Origin of the sequence: Streptomyces sp. NPDC046876, assembly GCF_040645035.1 — a bacterium.
Taxonomy (GTDB): Bacteria; Actinomycetota; Actinomycetes; order Streptomycetales; family Streptomycetaceae; genus Streptomyces.
This window is the reverse complement of record NZ_JBEYXK010000004.1, coordinates 15,232-26,941: the sequence shown is the minus strand read 5'-3', so window position 1 is coordinate 26,941 and position 11,710 is coordinate 15,232. Positions and strand designations below refer to the sequence as shown.

Below are 11,710 nucleotides of genomic sequence, written 5' to 3'. Positions count from 1 at the left end.
CCTCCACCTTCAGGAGGTGGGGCGGCCCCCACCCCTACAACCTGAGACGGACCCCGCTTCGGCACTTGCGGCCGATCCCCCGTAGGCCCCGCGCTCCTAGCGTGGAGTCATGACCACGCCCGTGTGCACGCTCGCCTCGCAACCGACGCCGTACCCGTCGTTCTCGGCGTACGTCCGGACCCGCGGCACGACGCTGCTGCGCACCGCCCGCTCCCTCACCGCCAACCCGTGCGACGCCGAGGACCTGCTGCAGACGGCGCTGGCCAAGACGTACGCCGCCTGGGACCGCATCGAGGACCACCGGGCCCTGGACGGGTACGTCCGCCGGGCCCTGGTCAACACCCGCACCTCCCAGTGGCGCAAGCGCAAGGTCGAGGAGTTCGCCTGTGACGAGCTCCCGGAGACCGAGGAGCCGCCGGGTACCGACCCGGCCGAGGCACAGGCACTGCGCGACGCGATGTGGCGCGCGGTCACCCGGCTCCCCGACCGCCAGCGCGCCATGGTCGTCCTGCGCTACTACGAGGATCTGACCGAGGCGCAGACCGCCGAGCTCCTCGGAGTCTCGATCGGCACGGTCAAGAGCGCAGTCTCCCGCGCCTTGGTCAAGCTCCGCGAGGACCCGGAGCTCACCCCGGTCCGCTGAGCCGGCCGACCTCGTGGTTTCACGTGAAACACCCGGTTTCACGTGAAACATCGCCACCGTTTCACGTGAAACGTCCGTGCAGGCTCCGGGCCCGGCTTGTGCACGATGCCCGGTTCACGCACCCCCGGCCTGTGCCCGGTGCCAGGTCGAGTTCCCCCACAGCGATTCCCCGCCGCGTTTGTACCTCCGGGTAGTGACATGCCGACCGGTACGTGCGCAGAATCGGCAGCAATCCAAGCCGCCGCAGCGCCGCAGCGCCCACCGGGAGGACGCTTTGCTGAGCACCATGCAGGACGTACCGCTCCTCGTCAGCCGGATCCTCCGGCACGGGACGACGATCCACGGGAGTTCCCAGGTCACGACGTGGACGGGGGAGGCGGAGCCGCACCGCCGCAGCTTCGCCGAGATCGGCACCCGCGCCGCGCGCCTCGCGCACGCCCTGCGCGACGAGCTCGGTGTCCGGCAGGACGAGCGGGTGGCCACCCTGATGTGGAACAACGCGGAGCACGTCGAGGCGTACTTCGCGATCCCCTCCATGGGCGCGGTCCTGCACACGCTCAACCTGAGGCTGCCTCCCGAGCAGCTGGTCTTCATCGTCAACCACGCCGCCGACCGGGTCGTGCTGGTCAACGGGACCCTGCTGCCGCTGCTCGCCCCGCTCCTGCCGCACCTGTCCACCGTCGAACACGTGGTCGTCACCGGCATCGGCGACCGCTCGGTCCTCGACGGGCTCGGCGTGGCCGTCCACGAGTACGAGGAGCTCCTCGAGGGCCGTCCGGACGGCTACGACTGGCCGGAGCTGGACGAGCGCCAGGCCGCGGCCATGTGCTACACCTCCGGCACCACCGGTGACCCGAAGGGCGTCGTCTACTCGCACCGCTCGATCTACCTGCACTCCATGCAGGTCAACATGACCGAGTCGATGGGCCTGACGGACAAGGACACGACCCTCGTCGTCGTCCCGCAGTTCCACGTCAACGCCTGGGGCCTGCCGCACGCCACCTTCATGACCGGCATCAACATGCTGATGCCCGACCGGTTCCTCCAGCCCGCCCCGCTCGCGGAGATGATCGAGCAGGAGAAGCCGACGCACGCCGCGGCCGTCCCCACCATCTGGCAGGGGCTGCTCGCGGAGGTCACCGCCCGCCCGCGCGACCTGTCCTCCATGCGGCAGGTCACCATCGGCGGCGCGGCCTGCCCGCCGTCCCTGATGGAGGCGTACGACAAACTCGGCGTCCGCGTCTGCCACGCCTGGGGCATGACCGAGACCTCCCCGCTGGGCACCATGGCGCACCCGCCGGCCGGCCTGAGCGCCGAGGAGGAGTGGCCGTACCGGATCACCCAGGGCCGCTTCCCGGCGGGCGTCGAGCCCCGCCTCGTCGGCCCCGGCGGCGACGTACTGCCCTGGGACGGGGAGTCGGCCGGCGAGCTGGAGGTGCGCGGCACCTGGATCGCGGGCGCCTACTACGGCGGTGCGTCCGGCGAACCGCTGCGCCCCGAGGACAAGTTCAGCCCGGACGGCTGGCTCAGGACCGGTGACGTCGGTGTGATCAGCCCCGACGGGTTCCTCACGCTGACCGACCGGGCCAAGGACGTCATCAAGTCCGGCGGCGAGTGGATCTCCAGCGTGGAGCTGGAGAACGCGCTCATGGCGCACCCCGAGGTCGCCGAGGCCGCGGTCGTCGCCGTCCCGGACGAGAAGTGGGGCGAGCGCCCCCTGGCCACCGTGGTCCTCAAGGAGGGCGCGACGGTGAACTACGCGGGACTGCGGGCGTTCCTCTCCCAGTCCATCGCCAAGTGGCAGCTGCCCGAGCGCTGGACCTTCATCGAGGCCGTCCCCAAGACCAGCGTCGGCAAGTTCGACAAGAAGGTGATCCGCAGGCAGTACGCCGAAGGAGAGCTCGACGTGACCCGCCTCGACTGAGGCCCTCTCAGGGCGGAGGCGGAGGAGTATGCGTACGCGTCAGCCGCGCGTGAGCCATGGCCGCAGCAGCCTGCTGACGGCGGGCATGGCCACGTAGGTCATCAGGGTGCTGAAGACGGCCGCGAAGGCGGCCGTCCGCACCACGAAGTGCACGTCCACCAGGTACGGCCCGAGCACCGCGTTGCCGAGCAGCGAGATCGGGAAGATGGCCAGCCCCGAGCTGATCGCCATCTTCCACCGCGGCGGCGCGGGCCGGGTCGTGCCCGGCTTGGCGAACCAGGTCTCCATGCCGTGCAGTTCGCGCCGGGCTATCTCGGTGTGGTGGTGGCCCTCGCAGTGCGCGAAGAACGCGGCCCGCTCCGGGGAGTCCTGCCACCGCTCGAAGGCGGCCTGGTTGCGGAAGCGGTGCACCAGGAACCAGGGCGCCCCCGGCGCCGCCGGGCGGAACAGCCCGTACCCGAGGTGGTCCGGGAAGGTCGCGGCGGTCTCCAGGATCCCGCGCGCCCACGTCTCGAACGCGTCCTCGTAGCCCGGCTCCACCTGCCGGGCGATGAGCAGGCTCACCTCCCCGTTGTCGGCGGGGACGGTGTGCTCGGACGTGTCGGTGATGGCCATCGGGCCAGGATGGCTAGTTGGCGCCGATCTTGGCCAGCAGGTCCACGATGCGGCCCTGGACGTCCGCCGTGTTGGCCCGCTCGGCAAGGAACAGCACGCTCTCGCCGGAGGCCAGCCGGGGCAGCGCCTCCGCCTCGATGCCGGTGGCCGTGTAGACGACCAGCGGGGTGCGGTTCAGCTGCCCGTGGGCGCGCAGCCAGTCCACGATCCCGGCCCGTCGGCGGCGGACCTGCATGAGGTCCATGACCACCAGGTTGGGCCGCATCCGGGAGGCCAGCTCCACTGCGTCGGTGTCGGCTCCCGCGCGGGCCACCTGCAGGCCCCGCCGCTCCAGCGCGGCCGTCAGCGCGGTCGCGATCTCGTCGCGCTCCTCGATGAGCAGGACCCGGGAGGGGTGCTGCTCGCTGTCGCGCGGCGCGAGCGCCTTGAGGAGCACGGCCGGATCGGCGCCGTACGCCGCCTCGCGTGAGGCATGGCCCAGCCCGGCGGTGACCAGCACGGGCACCTCCGCGGCCACCGCGGCGGTCCGCAGGGACTGCAGGGCGGTCCGGGTGATCGGCCCGGTGAGCGGGTCCACGAACAGTGCGGCGGGGAACGCGGCGATCTGCGCGTCCACCTCCTCGCGGGAGTGCACGACCACCGGGCGGTAGCCGCGGTCGCTGAGTGCCTGCTGCGTCTGCACGTCGGGCGCGGGCCACACCAGGAGCCGGCGCGGGTTGTCCAGCGGCTCCGGCGGCAGTTCGTCGTCCACGGGCGGCGGCACGGGCCGGGTGACCACCTCGACGGCTCCTCCCGGACCGTCCAGCGGCTCGGGACCCTCGGCGGCGCCCGCCTCCGGGGCTCCTATCGCGAAGGTCCGGCCCTGCGGTGCGGGCTCGGAGAGGCGCCGGCGGCGGCCGGACCCGCCTGCGGCCCCCGCCCCGGCTCCGGCGGCGGGGTCGGCGGCCGCGGGGTCGACGGAGATGCCCTGGCCGATGGTGCCGAGGGCGCGGACGCTGATCGGCCGGCCGGGCTCCGCCTGGGCGTCCTGCGGCTGCCGGGCTCCGGGCAGGGCGACCTGCCCGGTGGCGCCGTCGTCCTCGGGAGCGGTCCGGGCCGCAGGAACCGGCCAGGCCGGGGTGGCGGGCAGCGCCCGGCGCCGCCCGGTCGGGGCCGCGGACTCCTCCGCGGCCGCGGCGGGCTGTGCGGGGGTCGCGGGGTCGGTGCCCGGCGTACCCAGCGCACGGCGCGCCCGGCGTCCGGCGGGGGGCTCGCCCTCGGCGGGGACGGGGGCCTGCGCGGCACCCGGAGCAGGAACCGGTCCGACGGCCGGGCCGGAGCCCGCAGCGGGAACTCCGGCAGCAGGGACGGGTCCGCCAGCAGGGATGGGTCCGGCAGCGGGAACGGGAACGGGGCCGCCGGCCGGACCGGGGGCCGGGGCTCCGGGCGCGGCCGGGCCCTGGCCGGCGGAGGGGGCCGGAGTCGGGCCGGCGGGCAGGGCGAAGCCACCCTCGGGGGCGACGGGCCGCGGCGGCACCGGGCCGGGGCCGCCGACGGGGGCCGGGCCGAGGCCCGTCGCGGGCACGGGGCCGCCGGGCCGCACCGGGCCCGCCTGGCCCAGGGCGCGCCGCCGTGCGGCCGGGTGCTCGGCCACCGGGACCGGGGGTACGGAGGGAACGGGCGGGAGCGCGGGCATGGCGGTGCCCTGCGGAGGCACGGGCCGACCGGGCCCGCCTTCACCGGTGCCGGTGCCGGTGCCGGTGCCGTCGCCGTCCCTGCCCCGGCGGCGGCCGGTGCCCAGGCCGGCCGGGTTCACCGGCGACTGCGCGAGTGCGGGGGCCGCTCCGGCCGCGTCCGCCGGTACGGCCTCGCCGGCCCGCCGCCGCCCCGACGGCAGCGCGAGCGCGCCCCCGCCCTGGGCCTCGCCGGCCGGGGCCGCCAGTTCCGAGGAGTCCTCCAGGAACGCGTCCACCCCGCGGCGGCCGCGCCGCCCCGGCCCCTTCGCGGCCCCGGCGCCGGGCTGCCCGGGCCGCGGCTGCTGCGCGAGCTCCGGCTCCGGTTCGGGTTCCGGTTCGGGCTCGGGCAGGGTCACCGTCCCGGCGCCCGTGCCGAGCGGCAGCTCCAGCACGTACGCGCCGCCGGGCGCGCCCGGGACCTCGACCGTCTGCAGGACGCCCCCGTGCGCGGTGACGATGCCCCGCACGATCGGCTCGTGGACCGGGTTGCCGCCCTCGTACGGGCCCCGCACCTCGATCCGTACGACCTCGCCGCGCTGGGCGGCGGCGACCACGATGGTGGAGTCGGAGTACCCGCTGCCCTGCGGGGTCTTGCCGGTGGCGTCGACCCCGGCGACGTCCGCGACCAGGTGCGCGAGCGCGGTCGCGACCCGCTCCGCGTCCACCTCGGCCTCGATGGTCGGTGCGTGCACCGCGAACTGGGCGCGGCCCGGGCCGATCAGGTCGACGGCGCCGTCGACGCCCGCCTTGACCACGCCGTCCATCAGGACGTTCTTCTTCTTCAGCTTCTCGCTGCCCGCGTCGAGGCGCTGGAAGCCGAGCACGTTGTCCACCAGCGTGGTCATCCGGGCGTACCCGGCGGCCAGGTGGTGCAGCAGCTGGTTCGCCTCGGGCCACAGCTGGCCGCCGTCGTCGGCGGCGAGGGTGGCCAGCTCGCCGCGCAGCTCCTCCAACGGGCCGCGCAGTGAATCGCCGAGGACCGCCACGAGCTGGGCGTGGCGCGCGGCCAGGGCGTCGAAGGGCCGCCGGTCGGTGAAGGTCATGACGGCGCCGACGAGCATGTCCCCGTCGCGCACGGGGGAGGTGGTCAGGTCGACGGAGACCGGCTGGCCGGCCTTGTTCCACAGGACCTGCCCGCGCACCCGGTGCTTGCGGCCGCTGCGCAGCGTGTCGGCGAGCGGGGACTCCTCGAAGGGGAACGGGGAGCCGTCGGCGCGGGAATGCTGGATCAGGGCGTGCAGCTCGCGGTTGCCGAGGTCGGTGGCGCGGTAGCCGAGGATCTGGGCGGCCGCCGGGTTGACGAGGACGACCCGCCCGTCGGTGTCCGTGCCGACGACGCCCTCGGCGGCGGCGCGCAGGATCATCTCGGTCTGCCGCTGCGAGCGGGCGAGCTCGGCCTCGGTGTCCACGGTCTCGGACAGGTCACGTACGACGAGCATGAGCAGCTCGTCCCCGGTGTACGAGTTCTGCGGCTCGCGGTAGGCGTCGCGGCCGTCGAGGTGCGCGTGGGTGACCTCTACGGGGAACTCGCTGCCGTCGGTGCGGCGCGCGACCATCCGCTTGGGCTTGGCCCGGCCGCCGTCGTCGTCGCCGGGCCGGCGCATCGAGCCGGGGATCAGCTTGGAGTCGAACTCGGGGAAGAGGTCGAGCACGCCGCGGCCGACGAGTCCGGTGCCGGGGCTCTCCATGGCCTCGAGCGCGATCGAATTCGCGTTGACGACCGTGCCGTTGGCGTTGACGAGGAGCAGTGCGTCCGGAAGCGCGTCGAGTATTGCTGCGAGGCGAGCAGCGCCTCGGGATGGCCTGCTGCTCACGACGAGCTTCCTCCCTGACCACGACTACCGGCATGTCACGGGAGGAGTCTAAGGGCACGTCCCCGGCCCGAGGTGGCCGATGTTGCGCGGATGCGGTGCGCCGGCCGCATCCGCCCAGGTCAGGACCGTCCGGGCGGAAGCACAGGTTCCAACTTGTTCCACCGGGCGATCTCACATCCGTTCGTTCGCCGGAACGTGGCGTCCACCTTCTGTCCCCGCCAGGTTCCGGTGATGCGCGCGACGGCCGGACCGCCGTGCTGCAGGCTGCACACCCGTCGGTCGTCCGTGGGCGCGAACGGGTCCTCGGCGTCCCGCTCCAGGCGGTCGAGGCGGGCGCACGCCGCCTCGCGCTCGGGATGGTCCCCGCCGACCGGGTTGCACTCCAGTACGTACGTGCCGTTGGCCAGGGGATTGGGAGCCTTGGACACGGCGACGGTGAGGTGGTCGGGCCCGCCCAGCAGCCGGCCGAGCGGGAGCGGGGGCAGGGGACCCGCAGCCGTGGCGGCCAGGGCTGAGGTGACGGCGAAGGCGGCGAGTCGCAGCATGGGGCACTCCAGGTCGTCCGTACGTCGTACGCCGGGACCAACGACATTCGCGTGCCCCGCGTGACGGCTCCGCCCGACCCGTGTGCCGGGAGTGATTAAGGCTTTGCCCTGTGGCCAGCTGTCCTAGTACCGTGGGAGCGGATTGGTGACCGGCCCCGCGGCTGTGTCATCATCTGCACGCACCTTCGTACGCGAGGGTGTGCTGGAGGCGTCGCCTAGTCCGGTCTATGGCGCCGCACTGCTAATGCGGTTTGGGGCTTACCCCCCATCGAGGGTTCAAATCCCTCCGCCTCCGCAGTTCACGAAGCCCCGGTCCCACGGACCGGGGCTTCGCTGCGTCCGCGCACATCTCGTCCGCCGATTGCTGCCGACCCCCTGCCGACGTCTGCGACCCCTGCCGCCCCGTGCCGCCACTTCTTGTCGACTTCTGCGGCCGCCCCTTGGCGGAGACCTGCCGCCGGGCCGAACAGCCGGACGATCATGGTCCGAGGCGTTTCCGCAGGTCAGAGCCGGTCTGGCTAATGGATTTCGCGTCCCGGCAAGGTCCATGTATTGTTGTTCTCGCAAGGCCAACGGGGCGAAAAACCCCGGGAAGCCCAAGCACTCGTAGCTTAACGGATAGAGCATCTGACTACGGATCAGAAGGTTGCAGGTTCGAATCCTGCCGAGTGCACAGCCGAAGAGGCCCCCCGGTTCGCCGGGGGGCCTCTTGCGTTGCGCCGTTTTTCAGCGGACGCGCGGGAGGCCCGTTACCGACAGCACCAGCGAGTAGAGCGACGTGGTGGCGGTGATGAAGAGGCGGTTGTTCTTGGGGCCGCCGAAGGCGATGTTCGAGACGGGTTCGGGGACGCGGATGCGGCCGATCAGGGTGCCGTCCCGGTCGTAGCAGTGGACGCCGTCCTCCATGGCCGCCGCCCAGAGCCGGCCCTCGACGTCGAAGCGGATGTTGTCCACCGAGGGGCAGGTCGTGAAGATCCGGTCGTCGCTCAGGGTGCCGTCGTCCCCGACCTTGAAGGCGCGGATGTGGCCCGCCCGGGTGTCCGCCGCGTACAGCTCCGTCTCGTCGGGGGAGAAGACCACGCCGTTCGGGCCGAGGAACCCGTCCGCCACGCGCCGCACTCCGCCGGTGTGCGGGTCGGCGCGGTAGAGGTTGCACGAGCCGATCTCGGAGGGGGCGCGCCGGCCCTCGTAGTCGCTGGTGATGCCGAAGTCCGGGTCGGAGAACCAGATCGAGCCGTCCGAGCGGACCACCGCGTCGTTCGGGCTGTTGAGCCGCTTGTCCTCGAAGCGGTCCGCGATGACGGTCAGGGTGCCGTCCGGCTCGGTGCGGGTGATGCGGCGGTTGCCCTGCTCGCAGGTGATCAGGCGGCCCTCGCGGTCCAGGGTGTTGCCGTTGGGGTGGCCGGCCGGGGAGCGGAAGACGGAGACCGTGCCGCTCGCCTCGTCCCAGCGCAGCATCCGGTCGTTGGGGATGTCGCTCCACACGAGCTGCCGCCAGGCGGGCAGGTACAGCGGGCCCTCCGCCCAGCGGCAGTCGTCGTGGAGCCGTTCCAGGCGGGCGTCGCCGTAGGCGCAGCGGCCGGTGCGGAAGCGCTCGTCCAGGATCTCGTACAGGTTCGGGTCCGCTATGGATGACACAGTTCCCCCTTGTGGTCGTTGCGCCGAATTCTGTTCGGTGCAAGGGTGAGATTGCAGGATCAGGTACTGTCTGCGCAAGGGATTGCCGTGGAGGGAGACCGCGTGGACGACATCGACCGGGCGCTCGTGCTGCGCCTGCAGCAGGACGCGGGCCAGTCGTACGCCGCCCTCGGCGCCGCCGTCGGGCTGTCCGCCGGCGCGACGCACGAACGCGTACGCAAGCTGCGCGAGCGCGGGGTGATCCGGCGGACCACGGTCGACGTGGACCCGGCTGCCGTCGGCAGCGGGGTGCTGGCCTACGTGATGGTCGACGCCAACGCCTGGATGGGGGACTCGGCCGCCGCCTTCGAGGCGATCGCGGAGATCCAGGAGGCGCACGTCATCGCGGGCAGCGCCTCGGTCCTGGTCAAGGTGCGCACGTCCACCACCGAGCAGCTCCAGGACGTCCTGCGCCGCCTGTACGCGATCGAGGGCGTCAGCGGGACCCATGCGACGGTCGTGCTGGAGACCTTCTTCGAGCGGCCGCTGCCGCTGTGACCTGGCGGTGCACCGGCATCCGGTGGAGCAGCGGCGGCGGCCCGGCCGTCGGGTGGTGGGCCGAGGGGCGCGGCGAGCGGACCAGCCCGCTCGCGTACGGACAGCCCCTCGCCTTCGCCGCCCGGGGCGAGCGGCGCTGCCTCGGCGTCCGCCGGGCCGGGAAGCGGACCCCGTGCCCCACCGCCGCCGCCGTGCCCGCCCGCAGCGGGAACGCCCAGTGCCCCGCGTGCGCACGCCTCGACCGCTCGTTCTCCGTGGCCGCCGACACCCACGCCGCCGACCCGCGGACCTACCGGGTCTATCTGGCCTGGTTCGGGCCCGGCCTGGTCAAGGTCGGCATCACCGCCGAGGAGCGCGGCCCCGTCCGGCTCCTGGAGCAGGGCGCGGTGGCCTGGGCCTGGCTCGGCCGGGGCCCGCTGATGGCGGCCCGCCGCACGGAGGAGCTGCTGCGCGCCGCCCTCGGGGTGCCCGACCGGATCCCGTACGCCCGCAAGCGCGCCCTACGCGGCCTGCTGCCCGCCGCGGCGGACCGGGCCCGGGAGGTCGGCGAGCTGCACGGGCGGGCCGCCGCCCTGCCGGGGTGGCCGCAGTCGCTGGAGCCGCTGGCGGGCGAAGTCGTCGACCATGCCGCCGCGTTCGCGCTGGACGCCCTGCCCGCGCCCGTCCGGGTGGTCACGGCCATGGTCCCCGACGCGGCCGTCGTCGGCCGGCTCGCGGGCGCGGCGGGGCCCGATCTGCACCTCGCCGACGGTCTCGTGGTCGACACCCGCCTGCTGGCCGGCTGGGAGCTCGTCACCCCGGACGCCGGCCGGACGACCGACGCGGCGACCGCCCCGGCTGCGCCGCCCGGCACCGCCGGCGGGCAGGACGGCCTCTTCTGAGCGGCCGGCCGCTTCCGCGCAGCTGCTGCCGCTTCCAAGGTCAAAACTTGGATCCCTTTGGGCTCGCGGGCCGCTTTTCCGTGGACATTCCGCGGGTCGGCGCAGAGATTGGTGGCCATGACCATCAAGTCCGCCAAGCCCGTTCCCGCCTTCGAACCGCCGTACGTCATGGCGGTGTTCACCTCCGTCCGCACCGCCGACGACAGCGGGTATCCCGAGGCCCTCGCCCGCATGCAGGAGATCGTCGCCGCCAACCCCGGCTTCCTCGGCTACGAGTCCGCCCGCACCCCCGGCGGCCTCGGGATCACCGTCGCCTATTTCCGCGACCACGACTCCCTCGCCCTGTGGCGGCAGGACCTGGAGCACCAGGCCGCCATGAAGCAGGGCCGCGCCGACTGGTACGAGAGCTACAGCCTGCACGTCGGCACCGTGGAGCGGAGCCACGGCTTTGACCGCAACGGCTGACGCGGTCCGCGCCTTCCGGGAACGGCTCGGCCTGCCCGGACTGGTCGACGTCCACACGCACTTCATGCCCGAGCGGGTCCTGGCCAAGGTGTGGGACCACTTCGACTCCGTCGGCCCGCTCACCGGCGTCCCCTGGCCGATCACCTACCGGCACGAGGAGGAGCAGCGGGTCGCCCTGCTGCGGGAGTTCGGGGTGCGCGCCTTCACCTCGATGCTCTACCCGCACAAGCCGCAGATGGCCGCCTGGCTCAACTCCTGGGCCGCGGACTTCGCCGCCCGGACCCCGGACTGCCTGCACACCGCGACCTTCTTCCCCGAGGAATCCGCGGGGGCCTATGTCCGCCGCGCCGTCGAGGCGGGAGCGGGGGTGTTCAAGGCCCACCTCCAGGTCGGTGCCTACGACCCGAACGACGCGGCGCTCGAACCGGTCTGGGGGCTGCTCGCCGAGGCCGGCATCCCGATCGTGATCCACTGCGGGTCCGGGCCCGTCCCGGGCAAGCACACCGGGCCCGGGCCGGTCGCCGCCCTGCTGGCCCGCCATCCCCGGCTGGCGCTGGTCGTCGCGCACATGGGCATGCCCGAGTACGCGGACTTCCTCGACCTGGCCGAGCGGTACGAGCGGGTGCACCTGGACACCACCATGGCCTTCACCGACTTCGCCGAGCAGTTCAGCACCTTCCCGGAGGCCGAGCTCGGGCGGCTCGCCGACCTCGGCGACCGGATCCTGCTGGGCACGGACTTCCCGAACATCCCCTACCCGTACGATCACCAGCTCGCCTCCCTGGAACGGCTCGGCCTCGGCGACGGCTGGCTGCGGGCGGTCTGCCACGACAACGGGGCCCGTCTGTTCGGTCTGGCCTGAGTCTGTTCGGCCTGGCCTGAGCCGGGCCGGCCCGGCCTGGGCAGGGCCTGGCCCGGCCCGGCCCGGGCAGG

General features: G+C 73.6%; 10 protein-coding genes and 2 tRNA genes. 8 read left to right on the top strand and 4 right to left on the bottom strand.

Features of this window, described 5'->3' with window-relative positions; all coding sequences use genetic code 11:
• The first annotated feature begins 109 nt into the window (after positions 1-109).
• The gene (locus tag ABZ924_RS03830; protein ID WP_361903595.1) at positions 110-643 is read left to right on the top strand and encodes a SigE family RNA polymerase sigma factor; all 534 of its coding nucleotides are present in this window, start codon (positions 110-112) and stop codon (positions 641-643) included.
• Between the two features lie 274 nt (positions 644-917).
• On the top strand, positions 918-2,567 hold the full coding sequence (locus ABZ924_RS03825; RefSeq protein ID WP_361903592.1) for a long-chain fatty acid--CoA ligase: 1,650 nt from the start codon (positions 918-920) through the stop codon (positions 2,565-2,567).
• A gap of 39 nt (positions 2,568-2,606) precedes the next feature.
• On the opposite strand, the gene ABZ924_RS03820 is transcribed toward ABZ924_RS03825, so the two are convergent.
• The 3 genes from ABZ924_RS03820 to ABZ924_RS03810 all read right to left on the bottom strand — a co-directional run bounded on the left by ABZ924_RS03820 (position 2,607) and on the right by ABZ924_RS03810 (position 7,256).
• Complete coding sequence (locus ABZ924_RS03820; protein ID WP_361903589.1) at positions 2,607-3,182, bottom strand: antibiotic biosynthesis monooxygenase; 576 nt, start codon at positions 3,180-3,182, stop codon at positions 2,607-2,609.
• A 13-nt stretch (positions 3,183-3,195) separates the two neighbouring features.
• Entirely contained in the window at positions 3,196-6,711 is a 3,516-nt protein-coding gene (locus ABZ924_RS03815; RefSeq protein WP_361903587.1) for a PAS domain-containing protein, read from the bottom strand.
• Positions 6,712-6,830: 119 nt separating this feature from the next.
• Positions 6,831-7,256: an SSI family serine proteinase inhibitor gene (locus ABZ924_RS03810; RefSeq protein ID WP_361903584.1), complete on the bottom strand. Its 426-nt coding sequence runs from the start codon at positions 7,254-7,256 to the stop codon at positions 6,831-6,833.
• Between the two features lie 204 nt (positions 7,257-7,460).
• Here ABZ924_RS03810 and ABZ924_RS03805 point away from each other — a divergent pair.
• Together ABZ924_RS03805 and ABZ924_RS03800 are read left to right on the top strand one after the other, a co-directional pair.
• Positions 7,461-7,551: transfer RNA gene (locus ABZ924_RS03805), tRNA-Ser, on the top strand.
• A 305-nt stretch (positions 7,552-7,856) separates the two neighbouring features.
• Positions 7,857-7,929: transfer RNA gene (locus tag ABZ924_RS03800), tRNA-Arg, on the top strand.
• A 53-nt stretch (positions 7,930-7,982) separates the two neighbouring features.
• On the opposite strand, the gene ABZ924_RS03795 is transcribed toward ABZ924_RS03800, so the two are convergent.
• Positions 7,983-8,894 carry an SMP-30/gluconolactonase/LRE family protein gene (locus ABZ924_RS03795; RefSeq protein ID WP_361903580.1) on the bottom strand — a complete coding sequence of 304 codons (912 nt, stop codon included), beginning with the start codon at positions 8,892-8,894 and terminating at the stop codon, positions 7,983-7,985.
• 102 nt (positions 8,895-8,996) lie between these two features.
• Here ABZ924_RS03795 and ABZ924_RS03790 point away from each other — a divergent pair, with 102 nt between their 5' ends.
• From ABZ924_RS03790 to ABZ924_RS03775, 4 genes are all read left to right on the top strand, one after another.
• Entirely contained in the window at positions 8,997-9,431 is a 435-nt protein-coding gene (locus tag ABZ924_RS03790) for an Lrp/AsnC family transcriptional regulator (protein WP_361903577.1), read from the top strand.
• A complete protein-coding gene (locus ABZ924_RS03785) occupies positions 9,428-10,312 on the top strand; it encodes a DUF2797 domain-containing protein (RefSeq protein WP_361903574.1) in 885 nt (294 codons plus the stop codon). Before ABZ924_RS03790 ends, ABZ924_RS03785 begins: the two co-directional genes overlap by 4 nt.
• A gap of 117 nt (positions 10,313-10,429) precedes the next feature.
• On the top strand, positions 10,430-10,777 hold the full coding sequence (locus ABZ924_RS03780; RefSeq protein ID WP_361903571.1) for an antibiotic biosynthesis monooxygenase: 348 nt from the start codon (positions 10,430-10,432) through the stop codon (positions 10,775-10,777).
• Positions 10,761-11,639: an amidohydrolase family protein gene (locus tag ABZ924_RS03775; RefSeq protein ID WP_361903568.1), complete on the top strand. Its 879-nt coding sequence runs from the start codon at positions 10,761-10,763 to the stop codon at positions 11,637-11,639. The genes ABZ924_RS03780 and ABZ924_RS03775 overlap by 17 nt, the downstream gene beginning before the upstream one ends.
• Positions 11,640-11,710: the final 71 nt, after the last annotated feature.